This window comes from Roseateles sp. FW301-B2 (assembly GCF_058788955.1).
In genome coordinates, this window is record NZ_JBYTBE010000029.1 from 50,316 (window position 1) to 75,911 (window position 25,596).

23 protein-coding genes are annotated in these 25,596 nt (G+C 67.7%); 17 read left to right on the forward strand and 6 right to left on the reverse strand.

Annotated elements, in window-relative coordinates; translation table 11 throughout:
• Nucleotides 1-6 precede the first annotated feature (6 nt).
• From AC3WQY_RS18525 to AC3WQY_RS18545, 5 genes are all read right to left on the reverse strand, one after another.
• Nucleotides 7-216, reverse strand: coding sequence for a hypothetical protein (locus AC3WQY_RS18525; protein WP_285231298.1), 210 nt, complete (start codon nt 214-216; stop codon nt 7-9).
• A gap of 66 nt (nt 217-282) precedes the next feature.
• Complete coding sequence (locus tag AC3WQY_RS18530; RefSeq protein ID WP_492709966.1) at nt 283-2,253, reverse strand: PhoX family protein; 1,971 nt, start codon at nt 2,251-2,253, stop codon at nt 283-285.
• A 175-nt stretch (nt 2,254-2,428) separates the two neighbouring features.
• Nucleotides 2,429-3,271 carry a BPSS1780 family membrane protein gene (locus tag AC3WQY_RS18535; protein ID WP_285231300.1) on the reverse strand — a complete coding sequence of 281 codons (843 nt, stop codon included), beginning with the start codon at nt 3,269-3,271 and terminating at the stop codon, nt 2,429-2,431.
• A gap of 5 nt (nt 3,272-3,276) precedes the next feature.
• On the reverse strand, nt 3,277-4,248 hold the full coding sequence (locus AC3WQY_RS18540; protein WP_285231301.1) for a homoserine kinase: 972 nt from the start codon (nt 4,246-4,248) through the stop codon (nt 3,277-3,279).
• Between the two features lie 43 nt (nt 4,249-4,291).
• Nucleotides 4,292-4,657, reverse strand: coding sequence for a hypothetical protein (locus tag AC3WQY_RS18545; RefSeq protein ID WP_492709968.1), 366 nt, complete (start codon nt 4,655-4,657; stop codon nt 4,292-4,294).
• A gap of 35 nt (nt 4,658-4,692) precedes the next feature.
• On the opposite strand from AC3WQY_RS18545, the gene polA reads away from it, so the two are divergent.
• From polA to AC3WQY_RS18570, 5 genes are read left to right on the forward strand one after another with little or no spacing between them, the layout of a single operon-like run.
• On the forward strand, nt 4,693-7,467 hold the full coding sequence (gene polA / locus AC3WQY_RS18550) for a DNA polymerase I (protein ID WP_492709969.1): 2,775 nt from the start codon (nt 4,693-4,695) through the stop codon (nt 7,465-7,467).
• Nucleotides 7,468-7,491: 24 nt separating this feature from the next.
• Nucleotides 7,492-8,748: a lipoprotein-releasing ABC transporter permease subunit gene (locus tag AC3WQY_RS18555; protein WP_492709971.1), complete on the forward strand. Its 1,257-nt coding sequence runs from the start codon at nt 7,492-7,494 to the stop codon at nt 8,746-8,748.
• Nucleotides 8,741-9,433 (forward strand): ABC transporter ATP-binding protein, encoded by a 693-nt coding sequence (locus tag AC3WQY_RS18560; RefSeq protein ID WP_492709972.1) that lies wholly within the window; start codon nt 8,741-8,743, stop codon nt 9,431-9,433. Before AC3WQY_RS18555 ends, AC3WQY_RS18560 begins: the two co-directional genes overlap by 8 nt.
• 9 nt (nt 9,434-9,442) lie before the next feature.
• Nucleotides 9,443-10,303: a formyltetrahydrofolate deformylase gene (purU, locus tag AC3WQY_RS18565; RefSeq protein ID WP_285231306.1), complete on the forward strand. Its 861-nt coding sequence runs from the start codon at nt 9,443-9,445 to the stop codon at nt 10,301-10,303.
• The gene (locus AC3WQY_RS18570; RefSeq protein ID WP_492709974.1) at nt 10,246-11,106 is read left to right on the forward strand and encodes a TatD family hydrolase; all 861 of its coding nucleotides are present in this window, start codon (nt 10,246-10,248) and stop codon (nt 11,104-11,106) included. The genes purU and AC3WQY_RS18570 overlap by 58 nt, the downstream gene beginning before the upstream one ends.
• 10 nt (nt 11,107-11,116) lie before the next feature.
• Here AC3WQY_RS18570 and AC3WQY_RS18575 read toward each other — a convergent pair whose 3' ends face one another.
• Nucleotides 11,117-11,938, reverse strand: a complete 822-nt coding sequence (locus AC3WQY_RS18575) for a mechanosensitive ion channel family protein (protein WP_285231308.1) — start codon at nt 11,936-11,938, stop codon at nt 11,117-11,119.
• A 72-nt stretch (nt 11,939-12,010) separates the two neighbouring features.
• Here AC3WQY_RS18575 and AC3WQY_RS18580 point away from each other — a divergent pair, with 72 nt between their 5' ends.
• The 12 genes from AC3WQY_RS18580 (at nt 12,011) to AC3WQY_RS18635 (ending at nt 25,470) form a co-directional block, all read left to right on the forward strand.
• The gene (locus AC3WQY_RS18580) at nt 12,011-12,484 is read left to right on the forward strand and encodes a DNA-deoxyinosine glycosylase (protein WP_285231309.1); all 474 of its coding nucleotides are present in this window, start codon (nt 12,011-12,013) and stop codon (nt 12,482-12,484) included.
• A gap of 24 nt (nt 12,485-12,508) precedes the next feature.
• A complete protein-coding gene (locus AC3WQY_RS18585) occupies nt 12,509-13,930 on the forward strand; it encodes an amidohydrolase family protein (RefSeq protein WP_492709977.1) in 1,422 nt (473 codons plus the stop codon).
• Nucleotides 13,927-14,736 (forward strand): class I SAM-dependent methyltransferase, encoded by an 810-nt coding sequence (locus AC3WQY_RS18590; RefSeq protein ID WP_285231311.1) that lies wholly within the window; start codon nt 13,927-13,929, stop codon nt 14,734-14,736. Before AC3WQY_RS18585 ends, AC3WQY_RS18590 begins: the two co-directional genes overlap by 4 nt.
• A complete protein-coding gene (tfpB, locus tag AC3WQY_RS18595) occupies nt 14,733-16,571 on the forward strand; it encodes a type IV pilus assembly ATPase TfpB (protein ID WP_492709979.1) in 1,839 nt (612 codons plus the stop codon). Before AC3WQY_RS18590 ends, tfpB begins: the two co-directional genes overlap by 4 nt.
• Before the next feature lie 104 nt (nt 16,572-16,675).
• The gene (locus tag AC3WQY_RS18600) at nt 16,676-17,140 is read left to right on the forward strand and encodes a tripartite tricarboxylate transporter TctB family protein (protein WP_492709981.1); all 465 of its coding nucleotides are present in this window, start codon (nt 16,676-16,678) and stop codon (nt 17,138-17,140) included.
• A gap of 10 nt (nt 17,141-17,150) precedes the next feature.
• Complete coding sequence (locus tag AC3WQY_RS18605; protein ID WP_285231314.1) at nt 17,151-18,659, forward strand: tripartite tricarboxylate transporter permease; 1,509 nt, start codon at nt 17,151-17,153, stop codon at nt 18,657-18,659.
• A 167-nt stretch (nt 18,660-18,826) separates the two neighbouring features.
• Nucleotides 18,827-19,702, forward strand: coding sequence for a branched-chain amino acid ABC transporter permease (locus tag AC3WQY_RS18610; protein WP_285231315.1), 876 nt, complete (start codon nt 18,827-18,829; stop codon nt 19,700-19,702).
• Nucleotides 19,703-19,715: 13 nt separating this feature from the next.
• Entirely contained in the window at nt 19,716-20,804 is a 1,089-nt protein-coding gene (locus AC3WQY_RS18615) for a branched-chain amino acid ABC transporter permease (RefSeq protein ID WP_492709983.1), read from the forward strand.
• Nucleotides 20,801-21,616 carry an ABC transporter ATP-binding protein gene (locus tag AC3WQY_RS18620; RefSeq protein WP_492709985.1) on the forward strand — a complete coding sequence of 272 codons (816 nt, stop codon included), beginning with the start codon at nt 20,801-20,803 and terminating at the stop codon, nt 21,614-21,616. Before AC3WQY_RS18615 ends, AC3WQY_RS18620 begins: the two co-directional genes overlap by 4 nt.
• Nucleotides 21,613-22,398: an ABC transporter ATP-binding protein gene (locus AC3WQY_RS18625; protein ID WP_492709987.1), complete on the forward strand. Its 786-nt coding sequence runs from the start codon at nt 21,613-21,615 to the stop codon at nt 22,396-22,398. Before AC3WQY_RS18620 ends, AC3WQY_RS18625 begins: the two co-directional genes overlap by 4 nt.
• Nucleotides 22,399-22,410: 12 nt before the next feature.
• Nucleotides 22,411-24,270 carry an AMP-dependent synthetase/ligase gene (locus AC3WQY_RS18630; RefSeq protein WP_492709988.1) on the forward strand — a complete coding sequence of 620 codons (1,860 nt, stop codon included), beginning with the start codon at nt 22,411-22,413 and terminating at the stop codon, nt 24,268-24,270.
• Nucleotides 24,271-24,312: 42 nt separating this feature from the next.
• Complete coding sequence (locus AC3WQY_RS18635; RefSeq protein ID WP_492709990.1) at nt 24,313-25,470, forward strand: ABC transporter substrate-binding protein; 1,158 nt, start codon at nt 24,313-24,315, stop codon at nt 25,468-25,470.
• Nucleotides 25,471-25,596: the final 126 nt, after the last annotated feature.

Here is a 25,596-nt window from a genome sequence, read left to right on the forward strand (position 1 = left end):
CGATCGCTACTTGGCGGGCGCCGGCTCGCCGCCTGTCACCACGTCCACGGTCTTTTCAACCACCTTGCCGGTGACCTTGACCCCGGTGGTGACCACGGTGGAGGCCACCGAGACCGTGGTGCTCACCACCGTGCCGGCCACGCTGACGACGGCGCAGCCGCTCAATGCCAGGCATGCGGCGAGGCCTGTGGCGGCAATGGCGAGCGGGGCTTTCATGGTCGGTGCAGCGAATGACAAACGGGCGCCCATTATGGGCGCCCGTCGCATGTCGCGGGTGCAGCTTTACAGCTTGTTGAGCTTCACGCTGGTGGCTTCCGCCGTCAGGTAGCCGACGGCGGCGCCGAAGCGGTCCTTGTAGTTGGCGCGCACCAGCGGGTCCAGCGTGGCCTGCACCTTGGCGTGCAGGGTGGCGCTCCAGTCGCCGGGATGCTGGAAGTTGCTGGTGATATAGGTCCAGCCATTCAGATCGTCCACCACGCCCAGGCCGGTGGCCTCGGCGCCCGAGGGCATGGAGGCCAGGCGGCTCAGCGTCTTGGTGTCGACGTTGTAGGCCCACACGAAGTTGTTGACGTGGTAGCTACTGTCCTCGCCGATGAAGAGGGTGCGCAGTTTTTCCGAGAACTTGAGGTTGTCGGGCGCGCCGATCTTGTCGGGGTTGGCCAGATTGCCCAGTGCGTCGGCAGCGATGTCCTCGCCCACCAGCAGGGTCTTGGTCAGCGAGGGCACCCAGTCGCTCGCGATGGCGGCGCCGGCCGTATCCTTCTGGCCCGCGCTCAGGGTGTGGGCCAGCACGCCGCCGGCGTTGAGCGCCTTGTCCAGCGTGATGCCATAGGCCTCGTTCCAGGCGGCGTTGCCCTTGACCATGGAGCTCTGCATGTTCTGCAGCGCCGAGTAGGCGATCTTGTCCTTGATGTTGACCGTCGTGCCTTCCATCTTGGTGAAGGCCATGGTGCCGCCCATCAGGGCCGCGTAGCGGTGCGTCTCAAGGAAGGCGGCGGCCTTTTCCATGCCGGGCTTGAGCTTGACCCATTGCTGCTTGCCGCCCAGATAGATCTTGGTGAAGGAGGCATCCTTGGGGTCGGTGGTCGAGACCTCCATGATGTCGGTGGGCTTGAGCGTGTCGGCCAGCTTTTCGATCTCGGCGCTGGTGGCGGCACCGAGCTTGATCCAGTTCAGCGGCGCACCGGCGGCGGCCGGGTCGAGGGAGAAGCCGGCGCCGAACTTGGCCACGTAGAGGCTGCCAGCGGCGAGGTCCTTCTCCTTGTCGGCCACGAACATGAAGAAGCCGCCGTTGGTGGCGTCGTCGCCCATGATGGCCGTGCGGTTGTCGGGCATCACCTGGATCAACTCGTGCGAGATGCGGCCCAGGCAGTAGTGCTTCTTGATCGTGCCGGTGCCGTCGGGATTGACGCTGACCTCGGGCAGGTGGCCGTAGTGGTAGGGGTTGGCCTTGCTCTCGTCGCCGAAGGTGTTCTTGCTGAAGGCCTTGAACATGGTGTTGGCGGCGATCGTGAAGGCGTCGGGCTCGTACTCTTCGCTGGAGAGATGGGTGCCCCAGGGCGAGAGGCTGGAGCCGCAGGTGATCCACAGGCCATGGGCCGAGGAGGTGTCGACGTTGTGGTACTTCACCAGGCTCAGCTTGCCGGTGGCCTGGTCCTGGTCCAGCGTCAGCACGGCGATGGGCGAGGGCAGCTTGCCATACATATCGGTCTTGCCGTCCTGCGCCCAGGTGGTGTATTCGAACTGCACCACGGCGAACACCGGCTTGCCCTTGATGCCCGTCACCGAGGCGTTAGGCAGGCTCAAGAGCGAGGTGCCGTCGGGCGAGTCGGAGAAGAACTGGCGTTCCTTGCCGGCCACCGTGGTGTCGATGATGGGCTTGTTGTTGATGTCGAAGTAGGCGCCGGCCTGCACGGTACCGCCCTTGCCGTCCGGCACCAGGTCGCCGGTCAGGAAGAAGGCCTGGTAGGCCAGCTTGAAGCTCTGCTTGCTGCCGTCGCTGAGGGTCACGTCCAGGCTGGAGGCCACCAGGGTCTTGGCCATGTCGGCCGGGACCGCCAGGCTGGGGGCGGCCATGGCGGCGAAGCTGGCCGAGCTGAAGATCACCGGCGCGGGCGTGGGCACCGGCGCGTCGTCATCGCCACCACCGCAGGCGCTCAGGCTGGCGGCAGCAAGGCCGCCCAGGGGCAGCATCAGCGGAGTGCCCAGGAACTTCAGGGCCTGGCGGCGGGTGGGATGGGTAGGCTTGGACATGGTCTGGCTTCCGGTTCTAAGGTCGTCAACTGAATGCCGGAGCACAGGGCCCCGGCCGCGGCGCGACTGTAGGAACTCGGTATGTCAGGACGATGAATGCGCCCGCCAAGAAAAACGGCCCCGGGGTTGCCGGGGCCGTCGGAAGTGGGAAGCAGCGCGAGGCGCAGGGGGAGGCTCAGCGCTTCTCGCTGAGCAGATCGCGCGGTGCGCCGAACATGAAGCAGTCGACGAAGGTGAAGTACAGCGAGCTGTAGAACATGGTCGAGAGCATCAGGCCGGCCGGCAGCATCAGCATCGGCAGCAGCTTGCCCAGGCCCAGCAGCGACAGCACCAGGGTCAGCAGCGAGCTGAAACCCAGCGCCAGGCCGCCCCAGCATGCCGCGCTGAGCGCGAAGGCGGTCTTGTTGCGCCACACGCCCAGGGTGCTGGAGAACAGCGCCTGCAGCGCGCCCTGGCCGCCCCAGTGCACCAGGGCCGGCGCGTGCCAGAAGGGAATCGAGAGCAGGGTGGCCAGGCCCAGGCGCGTCACCGCGCCCCACAGCAGGCGCGGCTCGGCCAGCGCGGCCTCCAGCGCGGCCTCGTCCACATCGCCGCCCTTGCCCAGCAGCTCCTGCAGGGCGGCAAAGCTGCCGCCGTCGACCCAGTCGCTGAAGAACATGATGGCCACGGTGGCCAGCGCATAGGCGGCGCCCAGCGTGAGCTGGGTGCGGCGGCGTTCCGGCGTCAGCTGCAGCGGCGCGACGAACACCGCCACGGTGGGGGTCTGCGCCTGCAGCACCTGGTGGGTGGCCAGCATGAAGCCCAGCGACACCAGCGGCAGCGTGGCCAGCAGCAGCAGCGGGCCCAGCGCCGGGACCAGCATCAGCGCAAAGCCCAGGAACATGAAGATGCCGAACAGGCCGGTGAGCGCCAGCGGCTTGCGCTGGAACACCTTCAGGCCATGCCGCACCCACAGCGCGCCGTTGCGCGCCGGCACGGTTTGCAGATGCAGGATCATCGAAGACGAAGAAGCACTCAAGGTTATCAATCCTTCAAGGCGTGCCAGGGCTCGGCAATGCGCGCGCGCAGTACCCGCTCGAAATGCGTCGGGTCATGGGGCTTGAGCAGGGCGGCGTCGCGCGGCAGGTGAAAGTCCCACAGGCGCGAGATCCAGAAGCGCAGCGCCGCGGCACGCAGCATGCCCGGCAACAGGCGGTGCTCGGCGCCGCTCAGCGGCCGCACGCTCTCGTAGGCGTTCACGAAGGCCTGGGCGCGCTGCTCGTCGAGGCGGCCGCTGGCCAGATCGATGCACCAGTCGTTGATGCAGACCGAGAGGTCGAACAGGAAGCTGTCGACGCCGGCGAAGTAGAAATCGAAGAAGCCGCTCAGGCGCTCGCGGCCGGGCAGGCCGTCGAACATGACGTTGTCGCGGAACAGGTCGGCATGGATGGGGCCGCGCGGCAGCTCGGCAACTTCGGCGGAGGCGGCCAGCGCGTTCTGGAAGCTCAGCTCGGCGCCTATCAGCTCGGCTTGGGGCGCGTCCAGATAGGGCAGTACCACCGGCACGGTCTCGCGCCACCAGGCCAGGCCGCGCAGATTGGCCTGTTGCAGCGGGAAGTCCTGACCCGCCAGATGCATGCGCGCCAGACCCGCGCCCACCTGCTCGCAATGGAACAGGTCGGGCGCCAGCTGGTGGCCGCCGCGCAGGCGGTTCACCACCGCGGCCGGCTTGCCCTGGATGCTGTGCAGGATCTCGCCCGTGGCGTCGGCCTGCGGGTCGGGCACGGCCACGCCCTTGCGCGCCAGATGCTGCATCAGGCGCAGATAGAAGGGCAGTTGCTCGAAGGACAGGCGCTCGAACACCGTCAGCACATAGTCGCCGCGCTCGCTGCTGACGAAGTAATTGGTGTTCTCGATGCCGGCGGTGATGCCGCGCAGCGAGCTGAGGGTGCCCAGGTCCAGACGGCTCAGCAGGGCTTGCGCCTCGGCCTGCGTGACTTCGGTGAATACAGCCATGAAGGAGAAAGAAATAGGTGTGAGCCGCGCGGCGCGCGGGGGCTCAGAAATCCAGCAGGCGCCAGACGCGCTGCCCGGCGGCGCCGCGCGTCGAGCCCGGGCCTTGCGACAGATCGCGGCTGCCATCGCCCATCAGGATCTCGTAGGCGGGGGCCTTGCTGCCCTTGTTGTGCACCGTTACCTGGCGGGTCTGGCCGCGCTCGCGCAGCTCTTCCACGCGCACCGCGTCGTCTTCGATCACGCTGCGTTCGACCTTGGCATCGGGGGCCGGCTCGGCATGGGGCGCGGTGGCGCCCAGCGACATCAGCAGACCAAGCATCACGATACGGCAAGCCTCATGGGTTGCGCTGCGCCGTCCCTGGCTGTGGAAGGGACGCTCGGCGGTCTCGTGTGAATGCGCGGTGCTCATGCGGGGATTCTAGAGCCTGCGTGACAATGCCTCCCATGAGCGACAAACCCATCCTGCTGCTGGTCGACGGTTCCAGCTTCCTCTACCGCGCCTACCACGCCCTGCCCGATCTGCGCGGCCCCGAGGGCCAGCCCACCGGGGCGGTGCACGGCCTGGTGGCGATGATGAAGAAACTGCGCGAGGATGTGGGCGCCGAGCACGCGGCCTGCGTCTTCGATGCCAAGGGCCCGACCTTCCGCGACGCGTGGTACCCCGAGTACAAGGCCCAGCGCGCCCCCATGCCCGATGCGCTGCGCGAGCAGATCGCGCCGATCCACGAGGTGGTGAAGCTGCTGGGCTGGCCGGTGCTGGAAGTGCCCGGCATCGAGGCCGACGACGCCATCGGCACGCTCGCCAGGCTGGGCGCCGAGAGCGGCCACCGTGTGGTGATCGCCACCGGCGACAAGGACCTGGCCCAGCTGGTGACGGCCGACGTCAGCCTCATCAACACCATGAGCAAGCCGCCCGAGCGCCTCGACGAGGCCGGCGTGCTGGCCAAGTTCGGCGTGGCGCCGGACCGCATCATCGATTACCTCAGCCTGATGGGCGACACCGTGGACAACGTGCCCGGCGTGGAGAAGGTGGGCCCCAAGACCGCTGCCAAATGGATTGCCGAATACGGCTCGCTGGACGGCGTGATCGCCAGCGCCGACCAGATCAAGGGCGTGGCCGGCGAGAACCTGCGCAAGGCCCTGGACTGGCTGCCGATGGGCCGCAAGCTCGTCACCGTGGTGCTGGATTGCGATCTGAGCGGCCATGTGCCCGGCTGGCCGGCGCTTGACGCGCTGGCGCTGAAGGCGGTGGACCAGGCCGCGCTGCAGGATTTTTACAAGCGCTACGGCTTCAAGACCTGGCTGCGCGAGCTGGAGGGTGGGGCAGCGGCTGCCGCCAAGCCCGCGCCGCTCGTTCAGAGCATGCAGGGCACGCAGGACATGTTTGCCGACGCGCCGCCGGCGGCTGCCGTCGCCAAGCGCTACGACACGGTGCTGAACTGGGAACAGTTCGACGCCTGGCTGGCCCGCTTGAACGCCGCCGCGCTCACCGCGCTCGATACCGAGACCGACAGCCTGGACGGCATGCAGGCGCACATCGTCGGCCTGTCCTTCAGCGTCAAGCCCGGCGAGGCCTGCTACATCCCCTTGCGCCATGCCGGGCCGGACGCGCCCGCGCAGCTGCCGCTGGACGAGGTGCTGGCGCGGCTGAAGCCCTGGTTCGAGGATGCCGGCAAGAAGAAGCTGGGCCAGAACATCAAGTACGACACCCATGTGCTGGCCAACCACGGCATCGCGGTGGCCGGCTATGCGCACGACACCATGCTGCAGAGCTATGTGCTGGAGGCGCACAAGACCCATGGCCTGGGCGCCCTGGGCGAGCGCTATCTGGGCCGCGCCGGCCTGAGCTACGAGGACCTGTGCGGCAAGGGCGTGCACCAGATCCCCTTTGCCCAGGTGGACGTGGCCAAGGCCGCCGAATACAGCAGCGAAGACTCGGACATGTGCTTGCAGGTGCACGAGCTGCTGGCGCCGAAGCTGCGGGCCGAGGCCGGGCTGAGCTATGTCTACGAGCAGATCGAGATGCCCGTCTCGGCCCTGCTGGCGCGCATCGAGCGCAACGGCGTGCTGATCGACGCCGCGCGCCTGCAGGCGCAAAGCCATGAGCTGGCGCAGCGCCTGGTGCTGATCGAGCAGGAGGCCTACACGATCGCCGGCCAGCCCTTCAATATGGGCAGCCCCAAGCAGATCGGCGAGATCCTCTTCACCAAGCTGGGCCTGCCGGTGGTGAAGAAGACCGCCACCGGCGCGCCCTCCACCGACGAGGAGGTGCTGGACAAGCTGGCGGCCGACTATCCGCTGCCGGCCAAGATCCTCGAGTACCGGGGCCTGGCCAAGCTCAAGAGCACCTATACCGACAAGCTGCCGCTGATGGTGAACGCCCAGACCGGCCGCGTGCACACCAACTATGCGCAGGCGGTGGCGGTGACAGGCCGGCTCTCCAGCAACGACCCGAATCTGCAGAACATCCCCATCCGCACCGCCGAGGGCCGGCGCGTGCGCGAGGCCTTTGTGGCGCCGGCCGGGCATCACATCGTGAGCGCTGACTATTCGCAGATCGAGCTGCGCATCATGGCCCATATCAGCGAGGACCCGGGCCTGCTGCGCGCCTTCGGCGAGGGCATGGACGTGCACCGCGCCACCGCCAGCGAGGTGTTCGGCACCCCGGTGAATGAGGTCACGACCGAGCAGCGCCGCTATGCCAAGACCATCAACTTCGGCCTCATCTACGGCATGGGCGCCTTCGGCCTGGCGCAATCGCTGGGCATCGAGCAGAAGGCCGCCAAGGACTATATCGACCGCTACTTCACCCGCTTTGCCGGCGTGAAGCGCTATATGGACGATACCAAGGCACGCGCCGCCGAGCTGGGTTATGTGGAGACCCTGTTCGGCCGCCGCATCTATCTGCCCGAGATCAAGGGCGGCAACGGCCCGCGCAAGGCCGGTGCCGAGCGCCAGTCGATCAACGCGCCCATGCAGGGCACGGCGGCCGACCTGATCAAGCTCGCCATGATCGCGGTGCAGGCGGCGCTGGACCAACAGGGCAAGCAGACCCGCATCGTCATGCAGGTGCACGACGAGCTGGTGTTCGAGGTGCCCGATGCCGAGCTGGACTGGGTGAAGGCCCAGGTGCCGGCGCTGATGGCCGGGGTGGCCCGGCTCAAGGTGCCGCTGCTGGCCGAGGTGGGCGTGGGCAGCAACTGGGACGAGGCGCACTGACCCGTCAGTTAGCATCCGCCCTCTATGAACTGGCCTTATGAACTGCAAGTCGGCTGGCGCTACACCCGCGCCGGCCGCGGCGGGCGGCGCAACCGCTTCATCTCCTTCATCTCCGGCGTCTCGGTGCTGGGCATCGCCCTGGGCGTGGCGGCGCTGATCATCGTGCTCTCGGTGATGAACGGCTTCCAGAAGGAGGTGCGCGACCGCATGCTGTCGGTGATCTCGCATGTGGAGCTGCTCTCCTACCAGGGCGAAGGCCTGGCCGACTGGCAGGCCACGGCCGCCAAGGCGCGCGAGAACCCGGCCGTGGTGGCGGCGGCGCCCTTCGTGGCCTCGCAGGTGCTGATCGCGCGTGGCGAGGACATGCGCGGCGCCATCGTGCGCGGCATCTCGCCGGCCGAGGAGGCCGGCGTCACCCCGCTGGCGGCGCAGCTCAAGGATGGCGCGCTGGCGCGCCTGAAGCCCGGCGCCTGGGGCATCGTGCTGGGCATCGAGCTGGCGCGCCAGCTGGGCGTGGCCGAGGGCGACAAGATCACCGTGGTGGCGCCCAGCGGCGATGTCTCGCCGGTGGGCGTGACGCCGCGGCTGAAGACCTTCACCCTGGTCGGCGTGTTCAACGCCGGCCACTACGAGTACGACAGCGGCATGGCGTTGATCCATGTGGCCGATGCCGCCAAGTTCTTCAAGGTGGCCGGGCCCACCGGTGTGCAGCTGAAGCTGCGCGATGTGCACGAGGCGCGCCAGGTGGCCGACCAGCTCGCGCGCAGCATGGGCCCCGAGATCCGCGTGCGCGACTGGACCCGCACCAATGCCAACTGGTACGACGCGGTGCAGGTCGAGAAACGCATGATGGGCATCATCCTGACCCTGATCGTTGCGGTGGCGGCCTTCAACCTGGTCTCCACCCTGGTGATGACGGTGACCGACAAGCAGGCCGACATCGCCATCCTGCGTACCCTGGGCGCCAGCCCGCGCTCCATCATGAGCATCTTCATGGTGCAGGGCGCCGCCTCGGGCGTGATCGGCACGCTCTCGGGCGTGGGCCTGGGTCTGCTGGTGGCCTTCAATCTGGACGTGATCGTGCCGGCCATCGAGAGCCTGCTCAACACCCAGTTCCTGCCCGGCAGCATCTACATGATCACCCGCATGCCCAGCGACCCGCAGTCGGGCGACATCGTGCCCATCGCCATCACCTCCCTGATCCTAGCCTTCCTGGCCACGCTCTACCCCAGCTGGCGCGCCAGCCGCGTGCAACCTGCGGAGGCGCTGCGTTATGAATGAGCCGAGCATCGTGCTGCAGGGGCTGGGGCTGGGGAAGCGTTTCAGCGAGGGCGGCCTGAACGTGCAGGTGCTGGCGGGCGTGGACCTGACGGTGCGGCGTGGCCAGACCCTGGCCATCGTCGGCGCCTCGGGTTCGGGCAAGAGCACCTTGCTGCATCTGCTGGGCGGGCTGGACCAGCCCAGCGCCGGCCGCGTCAGCCTGATGGGGCAGGACCTGGCGGGCCTGAGCGAGACCGCGCGCGGCGAGTGGCGCAACCAGCATCTGGGCTTTGTCTACCAGTTCCACCACCTGCTGCCCGAGTTCAGCGCGGTGGACAACGTCGCCATGCCGCTGCGCATCCGCCGCATGCCACTGGCCCAGGCGCGCGAGGTGGCCGCGGCGATGCTGGCACGCGTCGGCCTGGGCGCACGCGTGGCGCACCGCCCCGGCGAACTCTCGGGCGGCGAACGCCAGCGCGTGGCGATCGCGCGCGCCCTGGTCACCAAGCCGGCCTGCGTGCTGGCCGACGAGCCCACCGGCAATCTGGACCGCGGCACCGCGCAGGCGGTGTTCGAGCTGATGCTGGCGATGGCGCGCGAGCAGGGCACCGCCTTTGTGATGGTGACCCACGACCAGGGCCTGGCGGCCCAATGTGAAACCCGTTTGAACCTGGCCGGCGGGCTTGCTACCGCGGCGCTGCAGTAGCATCCGCGCATGACCACCCGCTTCATCCTCAAGCTCAGCTGCCCCGACCAGCCCGGCATCGTGCACACCGTCACCGGCTTTCTGCTGGAGCAGGGCGGCAACATCCTCACCTCGGCCCAGCATGGCGACGCGGCGCACCAGCGCTTCTTCATGCGCATCGAGTTCGAATGCGCCCGCCCGGTGGAGGCCCAGGCGCTGCGCCAGGCCTTTGCAGGCCATGCCGAGCGCCTGCAGATGGACTGGGAGCTGGTGGCCAGCGCCGCCAAGACGCGCGTGCTGCTCTTGGTCTCCAAGCTGGGCCATTGCCTCAACGACCTGCTGTTCCGCGTGCAGACCAACCATCTGCCGATCGAGATCCCGGCCATCGTCTCCAACCACCGCGACTTCTACCAACTCGCGGCCTCGCACAACATCCCGTTCCACCACTTCCCGCTGCTCAATGCCAGCGAGGAGCAGAAGCAGGCCCAGGAGCGCAAGATCCGCGAGGTGATCGAGGAGAACCGCATCGACCTGGTGGTGCTGGCGCGCTATATGCAGATCCTCTCGCCCGCGCTGTGCGAGTACCTCTCGGGCCGGGCCATCAACATCCACCACAGCTTCCTGCCCAGCTTCAAGGGCGCCAAGCCCTACCACCAGGCGCATGAGCGCGGCGTCAAGCTGATCGGTGCTACCGCCCACTATGTGACCTCGCACCTGGACGAGGGCCCCATCATCGAGCAGGAGGTGGCGCGCATCGACCACAGCATGCCGCCCGAGCAGCTGGTGGCGATCGGCCGCGACGTGGAGTGCGTGACCCTGGCCCGCGCGATCCAATGGCATGCCGAGCACCGCGTGCTGATGAACGGCAACCGCACGGTGGTGTTCCGCTAGTGTGGATCGACAGCCACTGCCATCTGGACGCGCCGGAGTTCGACGCGGATCGTGAGGCGGTGGTGGCGCGCGCAAGGGCGGCGGGCGTGGCGCAGATCGTGATTCCGGCCGTAGCGGCCGCGAACTTCGAGGGCGTGCGCGACCTTGCCCACCAGCACGACTATGTCTACGCGCTGGGCATCCATCCCCTGTATGTGATGCGGGCCGGCGAGCAAGACCTGACCCTGTTGGCCGAGGCGCTGGAGCAGCATCATGGCGACCCTCGCTTGGTGGCGGTGGGCGAGATCGGGCTGGACTTCTTTGTGCCCGGCATCGACGTCCAGCGCCAGCAGCATTTCTATCTGGAGCAGTTGAAGCTGGCGCGGCGCTTCGAGCTGCCGGTGATTCTGCATGTGCGGCGCAGCGCCGATCAGCTGTTGGCCGGCCTGCGGCGCGTTGGCGTGCGCGGCGGCATTGCCCATGCGTTCAACGGCAGCGCCCAGCAGGCGGCGGCCTTTGTCGAACTGGGCTTCAAGCTGGGCTTTGGCGGCACGCTGACCTTTGATCGCTCCCTGCAGATCCGTCGCTTGGCGGCCGAGCTGCCCGAGCCGGCCCTGGTGCTGGAAACCGATGCACCGGACATCCCGCCGCATTGGCTCTACAGGACGATCGAGCAACGCGCCGCCGGCGAGCGCGCACGCAACGAGCCGGCCGAGCTGCCGCGCATTGCGCAGAGCCTGGCGGCGCTGCGCGGCTGGACGCCGGCGCAGACGGCGGCCATCACCAGCGCGAATGTGCGCGCGGCCTTGCCGCGTTTGACCTAGCGCGCCTGCCTTAGCGATTCCGCGGCGTGATCGGCGTTTCGGGCACCGGATAGCCGGCCGCGCCGAAGGTCGCCACCACCGCCTTGTGGGTGTCGAAGTAGACCTGCCAGTAGTGGTCGGTGTGGGCGTAGGGGCGCACGCACAGCAGCGGGCCCTCGGGGGTGAAGCTCATGATCTCGATGTCGGGGGCCGGTGTGGCCTTGACGTTCGGGATCGCGGCCACGGCGCTGCGCAGGCGCGCGATCGCGTCCAGCGGGTCCACCGAGTTGGCCACCTTGGCCACGCAATCGACGCGGCGATGCGGCAGGGTGGAGAAGTTCTGGATCGTGTCCGAGAAGATCTTGTTGTTGCCGACGATGGTCTGCACATTGTCCGGCGTGGTCACGGTGGTGCCGAACAGGCCGATCTCGGTGACGGTGCCGACCACGCCGCCCACCTGCACGAAGTCGCCCACCTTGAAGGGGCGCAGCACCTGCATGAAGACGCCGGCCGCGAAATGGGTCAGCAGGCCGCCCCAGGCGGTGCCGATCGCCAGGCCCGCGCCGGCCAGCAGGGCGGCAAACGAGGTGGTCTGGATGCCGAAGATGTCCAGGATCGCCAGCACCAGCACGATGTTCAGGAGCACCGTGAGGATGGAGCGCAGATAGGTGGAGAGCGTGGAGTCGATGCGCTTGCCGCGCTCCAGCGCGGCGGTGAAGACGCGCACCAGCAGGTTGATGAGCCAGCGGCCCACCACCCAGGCGGCCAGGGCCGCCAGGATCTTGAGCCCGAAGTCGGCCCCCTGGGTGCTGAGAAAATGCCAGATGGCTTCGGTATTTGCGGCGGTATTCATTTGCAGAAAACTCCCTTTGAAAGAAATGAGACGCTGGCTCCGATTGCACGGGCAGGCGAGGGCCCGCGTCTAGTGGGTCTGGCCCCTATCTGGACGCCGTCGGCGCGCCTGCTGCTGCTGGGCAGCTTCCCCAGTGTCGCCTCGTTGCAGGCGCAGCAGTATTACGGCCACCCGCGCAACCAGTTCTGGCGCCTGCTCGGCGATGTGCTGGGCGAGGATCTGGCCGGCCTGGCCTACGCGGCGCGGCTCGAGCGGCTGCGCGCGCGCCAGGTCGCGCTGTGGGACGTGATCACCGAGACCGAGCGCGAGGGCAGCCTCGACAGCAGCATCCGCGAGCCGCGGACCAGCGACCTGAGCGCCTTGCTGGCCGAGCTGCCGCGGCTCGAGACGATTGGCTTCAATGGCGGCACGGCCGCGCGGCTGGGGCTGCGTCAGCTGGGGGCGAGCCGCGCACGCTGGCGCGTGTTGAACCTGCCCTCGTCGAGCCCGGCCTACACGATGGCCTACGATGACAAGCTGAAGGCCTGGCGCGCGCTGGGCGACTGAGAAAGTAGTTCCGAGATGTTGCCGATGAAGAAATTGCTGGTGGCCGCGCTGGCGGCCTGGGCGGGGCAGGCCGGCGCCGCGCCGCAGAAGGTCGACCTGGTCCTGCGCGACGCCACCGTCGTCGACGTGGCAGGCGGCCGCCTGCTGCGGGGCCAGGCGGTGGTCACGCGCGGCGACCGCATCGTCGCCGTCGTCGACCAGCGCCGGCTCGGCGCCTACAAGGCAAGCCGCACGCTGAGCCTGAAGGGGCGCTACCTGATTCCCGGGCTGTGGGACAACCATGTGCATTTCGGCGGCGGCGCCGAGCTGATCGACGAGAACAAGCAGCTGCTGCCCCTGTACCTGGCCCATGGCATCACGACCGTGCGCGACTGCGCCGGCGATCTCAGCGACACCGTGCTGCAGTGGCGCGACGAGATCGCCGCCAGGACGCTGCTGGGCCCGACGATCCTGGCCTCGGGGGCCAAGCTCGAGGGCTACAAACCGCTCTGGAAGGGCACGCAGGAGGTGGGCACGCCCGAAGAGGTGGGCCAGGCGCTGGACCGGCTGAAGGCGGCCAAGGCCGACTTCGTCAAGATCACCGAGAACACGATGCGCGCCGACATCTACCTCGACGCGCTGCGCCAGGCGAGGGCGCGCGGCCTGCCGAGCTCGGCCCACCTGCATGCGCAGGTGACGCTGGACCAGGCGGCGGAGGCGGGCCTGGGCACGGTCGAGCACATACCCTACCTGCTGCGCGCCGCCACGCCGCGCGAGGCCGAGCTGACGGCCCAGGTCGTCAGCGGCGCGATCACCGGCCGCGCGGCGGCCGAGCAGAGCCTGGCCACGTTCGACGAAGCGACCGCGCGCGCCGCCTTCCGCCGCCTGGCCGCGCGCGGCACGGCCGTCGTGCCGACGCTGTCGGTGATCCGCATCACCGCCTACCTGGACCAGGACGACCACGCGCGCGATGCCTACCTGCAGTACATCGGCCCGAAGCTGCGTCAGACCTACGACTGGCGCGTCAAGCGCGCGGCGCTGGACGGCCCGGAGGCGATTGCCTACCGGCATGCCAACTACGAGAAGGCGGCCGCGCTGCTGCCCCTGCTGGCGCAGGAGGGCGTGGCCATCGTCGCCGGCACCGACGCCGGCTTCCTGAACTCCTTCGACTACCCGGGCCAGGCGCTGCACGACGAGCTGGCCCTCTATGTGAAGAACGGCCTGACGCCGCAGCAGGCGCTGGCGTCGTCGCTGATCGCCGGGCCGCGCTTTCTCGGCAAGCTCGAACAGCATGGTGCGCTGGCCGCCGGCAAGGTGGCCGACATCGTCGTGCTGCGCGCCGATCCGCTGGCCGACATCGCGGCGACGCGCCAGATCGAGGCCGTCGTCACGCAGGGCCGGCTGCTCGACCGCCGCCGGCTCGACGCGATGCTGGCCGCGGTGCGCGAATGGGTGGCCAAGCAATGAGCGGCAAGCTGAAGACGGGCAAGAGCGCCCGCACCTGGACGCCGGCCACGCTGAGCGAATTCGACGGCGTGCGCTTTCTGCACCTGGACAGCATCTGGGTGCAGGGCGCCATGCGCATCCGCAAGCCCCAGGCGCTGGAGCTGGAATATGTGCAGCGCATGATGGCCTGGATGCTGTGGCGCGACAGCGCCGAGCTGCGCCAGGGCCATGCGGTGCAGCTGGGCCTGGGCGCCGCCGCGATCACGCGCTTCTGCCACAAGGTGCTGCGCATGCGCACCAGCGCGGTGGAGATCAACCCGACGGTGATCTCGGCCTGCCGCGCCTGGTTCCACCTGCCCGAGGACGACGCGCGCCTGACCGTCTACAACGAGGACGCCGCGCGCTGGGTGACCGAGCCCGAGCGCCTGCAGACCGTGCAGGTGCTGAATGTGGACCTCTACGACCACGACGCCGCCTCGCCGGTGCTGGACGACGAGGCCTTTTACGCGCATTGCCGCGGCCTGCTGGCCGACGGCGGGCTGATGACGGTGAACCTGTTCGGCCGCGATGCCAGCTTTGCGCGCAGCGCGGCGCGTATTGCCAAGGTGTTCGGCAGCAACCAGGTGTGGAGCCTGGCGCCCACCAAGGAGGGCAATACCATCGTGGTGGCGGCGCGCGGCGTGCAGGTGCCGGAGCGCGAGGAACTCGAGCGCCGAGCGGCTACCATCGAGTCGCAGTACGACTTGCCGGCGCGCAAATGGCTGCGCCTGGTGAGGCCGCTGCCCCTGTCCATCATCAACCAGCTCGTGGCCGAGCCCCAGACATGAACAGCAGCAAGCACAGCAGCAGCAAGAGCGGCAGCGACTCGGTCCCGGCCGGCCCGGCCGCCACGGGCGCTGCGGCGGCCCCGCCGGCCGGGCGTCTGGAGTGGCGCAAGCTGCTGCACTGGCTGCGCGAGGATGGCGTGATCGACGAGGCGCAGGTGCTGCGCACCGAGCAGCGCTTCGCGGCGGGCGACAGCTCCCTGCATCCGCTGGTGCGCCTGGGCCATGCGGGGCTGACGCGGGTGGCCAATGGCAAGCCGCTGGATGTGGATGCCCTCTCCGAATGGCTGGCCGCGCACCTGAAGCTGCCCTATCTGCGCATCGACCCGCTCAAGGTGGACGTGGGCCGCATCGCCGATGTGATGTCGGTGGGCTATGCCGAGGCCAAGCGCTGCCTGCCGGTGATGGTGGGCCTGACGGACGTGACCATCGCCACCTCCGAGCCCTTCGACACCGCCTGGGTGGCGCAGATCGAATCGCACACGCGCAAGAGCATCAAGCTGGTGATCGCCAGCCCGCTGGAGATTGCGCGCTACACCACCGAGTTCTTCACCCTGGCGCGCTCGGTGCGTGCCGCCACCAAGACCGGCGAGGTGACCCAGGTCTCCAGCTTCGAGCAGCTGGTGGAGCTGGGCCGCAGCAACAAGCAGCTGGATGCCAATGACCAGGGCGTGGTGCAGGTGGTGGACTGGCTGTGGCAGTACGCCTTCGACCAGCGCGCCAGCGATATCCACCTCGAGCCGCGCCGCGAGATGGGCGTGATCCGCTTCCGCATCGACGGCGTGCTGCACACCGTCTACCAGCTGCCGCCCTCGGTGATGAGCGCGATGACCTCGCGCATCAAGCTGCTGGGCCGCATGGACGTGGTGGAGCGCCGCCGCCCGCTGGACGGCCGCATCAAGACGCGCAACCCCGCCGGCGACGAAGTGGAAATGCGGCTCTCGACCCTGCCCACCGCCTTCGGCGAGAAGATGGTGATGCGCATCTTCGACCCCGATACCGCCGTCAAGGACCTCGACCAGCTCGGCTTCACCGCCCACGACGCGGAGCGCTGGAACCGCCTCACCGCCCAGCCCCACGGCATCATCCTGGTGACCGGCCCGACCGGCAGCGGCAAGACCAGCACCCTGTACTCGACGCTCAAGCGCCTGGCCACCGAGGAGGTGAACGTCTGTACCGTGGAGGACCCGATCGAGATGATCGAGCCGGCCTTCAACCAGACCCAGGTGCAGACGGCGCTGGACTTCGGCTTTGCCGAGGGCCTGCGCGCGCTGATGCGGCAGGACCCGGACATCATCATGGTGGGCGAGATCCGCGATCTGGAGACGGCCGAGATGGCGATCCAGGCCTCGCTGACCGGCCACCTGGTGTTCAGCACCCTGCACACCAACGATGCCGTCTCGGCCATCACCCGCCTCACCGACCTGGGCGTGCCCAGCTACCTGATCAATGCCACCGTGATCGGCGTGCTGGCGCAGCGCCTGGTGCGCACCCTGTGCGTGCATTGCAAGAAGCCCGATCCGGCGGTGACGCGCGACAGCCTCAACGACATGCTCAAGCATTGGCGCATGAATGGCGGCGTCAAGCCCTACCAGCCGGTGGGCTGCCTGGAATGCCGCAACACCGGCTTCCGCGGCCGCGCCGGCCTGTACGAGCTGCTGACCCTCAGCGAGGGGGTGAAAGCGCATCTGCATCCGGTCACCGACACCTCGGCGATGCGCCGCGTGGCGGTGCAGGAGGGCCTGCGCCCACTGCGCCTGGCCGGCGCGATGAAGGTGGCCGAGGGCATGACCACACTGGACGAGGTGCTGCGCAGCACCCCGCAGTGGGAAGGCTAATGGGAAGGCTGACAGGCTGTTTCTCCTTACGTGGAAACCACACAGGGCGGGGCACCCCCGCTGCCTAGAATCGCGCGTCAAAGATATCGACGCGAGGATTCGCTATGAAGATCAAGAGCCAGAGAGACTTCTGGTCGGGGCTGATGTTCTTGCTGGTGGGCATTGCCTTCGCCTGGGGGTCCACCGAATACAGCTTTGGCTCCTCGGCCCGCCCCGGCCCCGGTTACTTCCCCTTCGGCCTGGGGGTGCTGCTGGCCCTGCTCGGGGCGCTGGTGCTGTTCAAGGCCTTGACGATCGAATCGGCCGGTGGCGATCCGATCGGCAGCATTGCCTGGAAGCCCCTGCTGCTGATCGTCGGCGCGATCCTGATGTTCGGCCTGGCACTGCCCAAGCTGGGCCTGGTGCTGACGCTGCCGCTGCTGATCTTCGTGTCGGCCCTGGCCGGTGACGAGTTCCACTGGAAGGATGCGCTGCTCAACAGCGTGATCCTGACGATAGGCAGCTGGGTCGTCTTTATCTGGGGTTTGAAACTGGTGATCCCCGTGTGGCCCACCTTCCTGGTCAACTGAGGAGCGCGCCATGGATCTCTTGAGCAATCTGGCGCTGGGCTTTCATACCGCCCTGACGGTCCAAAACCTGCTGTACTGCCTGGGCGGTGCGCTGCTGGGCACCCTGATCGGCGTGCTGCCCGGCCTGGGCCCGGTGGCCACCATCGCGATGCTGCTGCCCTCGATCTACGCGCTGGATGCGACGCCCGCGCTGATCATGCTGGCGGGCATCTATTACGGCGCGCAGTACGGCGGCTCCACCACCGCCATCCTGATCAACGTGCCGGGCGAGTCGAGCTCGGTGGTGACCGCGATCGACGGCTACCAGATGGCGCGCCAGGGGCGTGCCGGTGCGGCGCTGGCGGCGGCCGGCCTGGGCTCCTTCTTCGCCGGTTGTGTGGGCACGGTGATCATCGCGGCCTTTGCGCCGCCGCTCACCGAGCTGGCCTTCAAGTTCGGCCCGGCCGAGTATTTCTCGCTGATGGTGCTGGGCCTGATCGGCGCGGTGGTGCTGGCCTCGGGCTCGCTGATCAAGGCGATCTCGATGATTCTGCTGGGCCTGTTGCTGGGCCAGATCAACACCGATGTGATCTCGGGCACGCCGCGCTTCTCCTTCGACATCCCCGAGCTCACCGACGGCATCGGCTTCGTCGTGATCGCGATGGGCGTGTTCGGCTTCGGCGAGATCATCGCCAACCTGGGCCAGCCGGCCGAGCATCGCGAGGTCTTCACCAAGGATGTGAAGGGCCTGTGGCCCACCAAGGAGGATTTCAAGGAAGCCTGGCCCTCGGTGCTGCGCGGCACGGCGCTGGGTTCCATCCTCGGCGTGCTGCCGGGCGGCGGCGCGCTGCTGGCCTCGTTCGCCTCCTACACGCTGGAGAAGAAGGCCGTGCGCAACCCGCGCGTGCCCTTCGGCAAGGGCGCCATCCAGGGTGTGGCCGGGCCCGAGTCGGCCAACAACGCCGGCGCGCAGACCAGCTTCATCCCCATGCTGACCCTGGGCATCCCGCCCAATGCGGTGATGGCGCTGATGGTGGGCGCGATGACCATCAAGGGCATTCAGCCCGGCCCGCAGGTGATGACCAGCAACCCCGAGCTGTTCTGGGGCCTGATCGCCTCGATGTGGGTGGGCAATCTGATGCTGATCGTGCTGAACCTGCCGCTGATCGGCATCTGGATCAAGCTGCTGACGGTGCCTTACCGCTTCCTGTTCCCGGCCATCGTGACCTTCTGCTGCATCGGCACCTACTCGCTCAACAACAACGCCTTCGACGTCTACATGACGGCGGCCTTCGCGGTGGTGGGCTATGTGTTCTACAAGCTGAGCTGCGAGCCGGCGCCGCTGCTGCTGGGCTTCATTCTCGGGCCCATGATGGAAGAGAACCTGCGCCGCGCGCTGCTGCTGTCGCGCGGCGACTGGGGCACCTTCTTCACGCGGCCGCTGTCGGCCGGCCTGCTGGTGGCGGCCCTGCTGCTGGTGGTGATCGTGATGCTGCCCTCGATCAAGAGCAAGCGCGAGGAAGCCTTCCAGGAAGAATAGGCGGCCGCCCGGCGCGCCAGACCCGCCCGAGCGCGAGCTCCGGCGGGTTTTTTCATGTCCGGCTTTTGTCCGCTTCGGGGGCGACAGGCGCACGGGTTTCCTCGGGCATACAGGCCCGCAAAGCCTAGTTAAAACTACGGCCACAACAAGGTGGAGACAGTGCCTCGATGCAGGTCTTGCAAGTGCTGGTCGGCGGCGTGGCCCAGGGTTGCATTTACGGCCTGATCGCACTGGGCTTCGTGCTCATCTACAAGGCCACCGAGACGGTCAGCTTCGCGCAGGGCGATCTGATGATGCTGGGCGCCTTTCTGGGGCTGGCCCTGTTGTCGGGCCTGGGCCTGCCCGCCTGGGCGGCGGTGCCGGCGGTGATCGCGGCGATGGCGCTGTTCGGGCTGGCGCTGGAGCGTCTGGTGATCAGCCCCATCCTGGGCCAGCCGGCGTTTTCCATCGTCATGCTGACGCTGGGCCTGGGCTATGTGGCGCGCGGCGCCATCACCATGATTCCCGGCATCGGCACCGAGACCCATGCGCTGGAGCTGCCCTACCGCGGTGAGCTGCTGCAGTTGGGCGGGCTGGTGCTGGCGGTGGAGCAACTGGTGATCATTGCCGTGACGGCGCTGCTGTGCGCCGGCCTCTACCTGCTGTTCAAGCGCAGCAAGGTGGGCATCGCGATGCAGGCCGCCTCGCAGAACCAGATCGCCGCCTACTACATGGGCATCCCGGTGCGTCGGCTCAACAGCCTGGTGTGGGGCCTGGCCTCGGCGGTGGCGGCGATCGCCGGCCTGCTGCTGGCGCCCATCACCTTTGTGCATGCCAATATGGGCCTGATCGGGCTGAAGGCCTTTCCGGCCGCGGTGGTGGGGGGCTTCGGCAGTTTGCCCGGCGCCATCGTCGGCGGCCTGGTGATCGGCGTGGTGGAGGCGCTGGCGGGTTTCTATCTGCCCGAGGGCTTCAAGGATGTGACGCCCTATGCGGTGGTGCTGCTGATGCTGATGGCCAGGCCCAACGGCCTGTTCGGCGACCAGCTGCGCAAAAAGGTCTAGGGGCCTGGCAGCGATGCGCTTCATCTTCAAGACCAGCTACGACCAGGACATCGACCTGTTCAAACATGGCGGCCAGCGCTTCTGGTACGGCCTGCTCCTGCTGGCCCTGCTGGCGGCACCCTGGGGCGTGGACGACTATTGGCTGGCCCAGCTCACCTTCATCCTGATCTACGGCATCGTCGGGCTGGGGCTGATGCTGCTGGCCGGCTTCACGGGCCTGTTCTCGATGGGGCACGCGGCCTTTCTGGGCGTGGGCGCCTACACGCAGGCGGTGCTGGCGGCGCAGGGCTGGCCCTTTCCGCTGTCGATCGCGATGGCGGCCCTGCTGTCCGCCGTGGTGGGGGCGGTGGTGGGCCTGCCGGCGCTGCGCGTGAAGGGCATCTACCTGGGCATCGCGACGCTGTCCTTCGGCTTCATCGTCGAGGAGGTGCTGGCGCGCTGGGAGAGCGTCACCGGCGGCAATGCCGGCAAGATGGTGGGGGCGCTACAGCTGCAGCTGGGTGGCTGGCGCTGGGCCGCGGATACTGATGCGTCCTTCTACTTCGTGTGCCTGCTGCTGGCCGTGGCCTGCACCCTTGGGGTGCTGAACCTGCTGCGCTCGCCCACCGGGCGCGCCTTCGTGGCGATCCGCGATTCCGAGATCTCGGCGCAGAGCATGGGCATCCACCTGGCCTATTACAAGACGCTCTCGTTCGCGATCTCGGCGGCGCTGGCAGGGGTGGGCGGGGCGCTGTATGCGCACAAGATCCGCTTTCTCTCGCCCGACCAGTTCAACATCCTGCAGAGCATCGACCTGCTGCTGATGATCGTGATCGGCGGCGTGGGCTCGGTGCATGGCGCTTTTCTGGGCGCGATCTTCCTGATCACGATGCCGCAGCTGATCGCGCTGCTGAAGGATGGCCTGCCCGCCGCCATCGGCGAGGCACCGGGCCTGCAGGCGGCGGTGTACGGCCTGGTGCTGATCGGCTTCGTGCTCTTCGAACCCCTGGGCCTGTACGGGCGCTGGCTGAAGGCGCGCACCTGGCTGCAGCTGTTCCCCTTCTACCGCCGCGGCCTGTTCAAGCGCCAGAAGGCCTTCCAGAAATCGGACCGGCTGAAATGAGCCAGGGCACCGAACCCGACATCCTGCTCGCCGCGCACGCGCTGAGCCTGCGCTTTGGCGGCGTGCTGGCGGTCAACCAGGTCAGCTTCGAGCTGCGGCGCGGCGAGGTATTCACGCTGATCGGCCCGAATGGTGCCGGCAAGACCACGGTCTTCAACCTGATCAGCCGCATCTACCAGCCCAGCAGCGGCGAGATCCGCTACAAGGGTCAGGTCTTGACCCAGGTGGCGCCGCATCGGGTGGCGCGCCTGGGCATTGCGCGCACCTTTCAGAACATCGAGCTGTTCGAGCATGCTACCGTGCTGCAGAATCTCCTGATCGGGCGCCATGTGCACCACCGCCGCAGCCTCTGGCGCGAATGGCTGTTCACCGCGCGCGTGCGCGAGGCCGAGCGGCAGACGCGCCGCAAGGTGGAGGAGGTGATCGACTTCCTGGACCTGCAGCATTACCGCGACACCCTGGTGGCGGGCCTGCCCTATGGGGTGCGCAAGGTGGTGGAGCTGGCGCGCGCGCTGGCCACTGAGCCCGAGCTGCTGCTGCTGGACGAGCCCTCCTCGGGCCTGAACGTGGAGGAGACCGGCGACATGGCGTTCTGGATCGAGGACATCCAGCGCGATCTGGGCATCACGGTGCTGATGGTGGAGCACGACATGAGCCTGGTCTCCAAGGTCTCGGACCGCGTGCTGGCGATGAACCAGGGCGAGGTGCTGGCGCTGGGCACGCCGGCCGAGGTGCAGGCGCACCCGGGGGTGGCCGAGGCCTATCTGGGCAGCGCCGACGATGCCAGCTCGCTGCGGAGGCCCCGGCCATGACCGGCACGAGCGCCGCGCCCATCCTCACGCTTGCCAATGTGGAGAGCGCCTACGGCCCCATCAAGGCGATACGCGGCGTGAGCCTGCAGGTGCGCGCGGGCGAGATCGCCACCGTGCTGGGGCCCAATGGGGCAGGCAAGAGCACGATTCTGAAGACCATCTCGGGCATCCTCGATCCGCGCAAGGGCAGCATCAGCTTCCTGGGCCGCGACATCACGGCGCAGGACCCGGCGGCCATCGTGCGCGCCGGCCTCAGCCATGTGCCCGAGGGCCGTGAGGTGTTTCCGCTGCTGAGCGTGCGCGACAACCTGCTGATGGGCGCCTACACGCGTAGCGACCGCGACGGCGTGGCGCGCGATCTGGAGGCGGTGTTCGGCTACTTCGCGATCCTGCGCGAGCGCATGGCGCAGCCGGCCGGACTGCTCTCGGGCGGCCAGCAGCAGATGCTGGCGATCTCGCGCGCGCTGATGGCCCGGCCGCAGCTGATCCTGCTGGACGAGCCCAGCCTGGGCCTCTCGCCCAAGCTCACCAAGGAGATCTTCGAGATCGTGGTGCGCATCAACCGCGAGCGCGGCACCACCGTGCTGCTGGTGGAACAGAACGCCAATATGGCGCTGAACGCGGCCGACTACGGCTATGTGCTGGAGAACGGCCGCATCGTGATGGAGGATGCTTGTGAACGCCTGCGCGAGAAGGACGACATCAAGGAGTTCTACCTCGGCATGAAGGAAAGCGGCGCGCGTGGCGAGCGGCGCTGGAAGAAGAAGAAAACCTGGCGCTAGGGGCGAGCGAGCATGAGCAATCTCTGGGACGCATTGCAGCCGGTGGATCGCCAACCGGTGTCGGTGGCGGGCGAGACCCTGCCCCAGGTGTTCTGGCATGCCTGTGCCGAGCGTGGCGCGCAGGTGTTTCTGCGCGAGAAGAAGCTGGGCCTGTGGACTGCCTGGAGCTGGGCGCAGACCGGCGTGGCGGTGCGCGAGATCGCGATGGGGCTGGCGGCGCTGGGCTTCAAGCCGGGCGACTGCGCTTCCATCCTGGCCAACACGGTGCTGCAATGGCTGCTGGCCGACCTGGGCATTCAGACGGCCGGTGGCGTCACCAACGGCATCTACCCCACCGATGCGGCCAACCAGGTGCACTATCTGTGCGCCGACTCGTCGACCACGCTGCTGTTCGTGGAGGACGAGGAGCAACTCGACAAGGCCCTGGAGGTGCGCACCGAACTGCCGCTGCTGCGCCACATCATCGTCTTCGACATGGCCGGGCTGCAGCGCTTTGCCGATCCGATGGTGATGAGCCTGGCGGCGCTGCGCGAACTGGGGCGGGCCCACGATGCCGGTCATGCGCAACTCTTTGCCGAGCGCCTGGCCTCGCGCCATGGCGGCGATCTGGCCATCCTGGTCTACACCTCGGGCACCACCGGCAAACCCAAGGGCGCCATGCACAGCCATGCGGGCCTGGTCTACAGCATGCGCATGGCGGTGCGTGGCCTGCCGCAGGACGGGCGCGACGAGCGCATGTGCTTTCTGCCGCTGTGCCATATCGCCGAACGCATGGTGGGTGCCTATGCCTCGCTGTACGCCGGCGCGGTGCTGAACTTCGTGGAGAACCCGGCCACCGTGGCCGAGAACGTGCGCGAGATCGCACCCACCCTGTTCTTCGCCGTGCCGCGGGTGTGGGAGAAGTTCTATTCGGGCGTCGCGATTGCGATCAAGGAGGCCTCGCCGCTGCAGCAGGCCGTGTACGCCTGGGGCCTGGGCGTGGGCACGCGCGTGGCCGAGCTGGTGCTGGCCGGGCGGGCCGTGCCGGTGGGCCTGCGGCTGAAGTTCCGGCTGGCGCGCCTGCTGGCCCTGGACAATGTGCGCAAGATGCTGGGCATCCATCGCTGCCGGGCCCTGCTGACCGGCGCGGCGCCGATCTCGCCGGAGCTGATCCGCTGGTATCTCGCGCTGGGCGTGCCGATGCTGGAGGGCTGGGCCCAGACCGAGTCCTGTGCGCTGGGCACCATCATGCGGCCCGACGCGATGCGGCCGGGCACCATCGGTGTGGCGGCCGATGGCGTGGAGGTCAGGCTGGACCCGCACACCCAGGAGCTGCTGATGCGCGGCCCGAATGTCTTCATGGGCTATCTGAACCAGCCCGAGAAGACCGCCGAAACGATAGACAAGGACGGCTGGCTGCATACCGGCGACGTGGGCACGGTGGATGTGCAGGGCTTCTTCCGCATCACCGACCGCATGAAGGACATCATCATCACCGCCGGCGGCAAGAACATCACGCCCAGCGAATGGGAGAACGAGCTGAAGTTCTCGCCCTACATCACCGACGCGGTGGTGATCGGTGACAAGCGCCCCTATCTCAGCGTGCTGATCATGATCGACCAGGAGAACGTCGAGAAGTTCGCCCAGGACCGCGACGTGCCCTTCTCCAACTACGCCAGCCTGACCCGCGCGCCGGCGGTGCGCGAGCTGGTGCAGGGCGAGATCGACAAGGTCAACAAGCAGTTCGCCCGCGTGGAGCAGATCAAGCAGTTCCGCCTGCTCGAGACCCAGCTGGGCGCCGAGGACGATGAGCTGACGCCCACCATGAAGCTCAAGCGCGCCTTTGTGCAGCGCAAGTACGCCGACTTGATTGAATCCATGTACCGCAGCTAGCCTTACCTCCCATCCTCACAGGCCAACCCAGGAGACACCACCATGAAGAAACGCCTGTTCCTCCTTGCCAGCCTCGCGCTGGCCGCCGGCATGGCTCAGTCGCAGACGCAGGGCGTCAGCAAGACCGAGATCACCGTGGGTTCGATCCAGGACTTGTCCGGGCCGCTGGCGGGCTATGGCAAGCAAGTGAGGGCGGGCATGCAGCTGCGCGTGGACGAGCTCAACGAGCAGGGCGGGGTGCACGGGCGCCGCATCGTGCTGAAGATCGAGGATTCCGGCTACGACCCCAAGAAGGCGGTGCTGGCGGCGCAGAAGCTCGTCAATCAAGACAAGATCTTCATCATGGCCGGCCATATCGGCACGGCGCAGAACCTGGCGGCCATGCCCGTCCAGTTCGAGCGCAACGTCATCAACTTCTGGCCGCTGACGGCGGCGCGCGAGATGTACGAGCCCTTTCACAAGCTCAAGTACTCGTTCGCCGTGCCCTATTACGAGCAGATCCGTCTGATGGTGCCCAAGCTGGCGAGCGAGAAGGGCCTCAAACGCATTTGCGCCATTTACCAGGACGACGACTTCGGCCTGGAGGTGCTGCGTGGCGCCGAGGCCGGCCTCAAGGGCATGGGCATCGAGCTGGCCGAGAAGACCAGCTTCAAGCGCGGCGCCACCGAGTTCTCCTCGCAAGTGGCCAAGCTCAAGGCCGCCAATTGCGAGATGGTGGTGCTGGGCACCATCATCCGCGAGACCATAGGAACCATTGCGGAGGCCCGCAAGACGGGCTTCAATCCGGTCTTCCTGGGTTCCAGCGCGGCCTATACCGACCTGATCCACAAGCTCGGCGGCAAGGCGATGGACGGCATGTATGCGGCCATGGCCACGCAACATCCCTATCTGGACGAGGCCTCGCAGCCGATCCGCTTCTGGGCCACCAAGTACAAGACCAAATACGGCGACGATCCGGCGGTTTTCTCGGTCTATGGCTATCTGATCATCGATGGCTTCATCCGCGTCGCCCAGAAGGTCGGGCCGAATCTGACGGTAGAGGGCTTCATCAAGGCCATGGACGGCATGACCTTCCCGCCCGATATCTTTGGTAGCGCCGAGGGCAGCTATACCGCCACCAAACGCTTGGGCAGCAACGCTGCACGCCTGTCCCAGATCCAGGATGGGCGCTGGAAGGTGGTGTCGGACTATGTGAAGTAAGCGTAGCCGGGGCGTATGGTGCGAGACAGGGGCGGCGCAGCCGCCCCTGTCAATTTCTTAGCGAAAGTCTTGCGCCGGCCAAAATTCCTGTGCTACAGTCTAAGGCTGCGCTGCTGATGAGTGCTT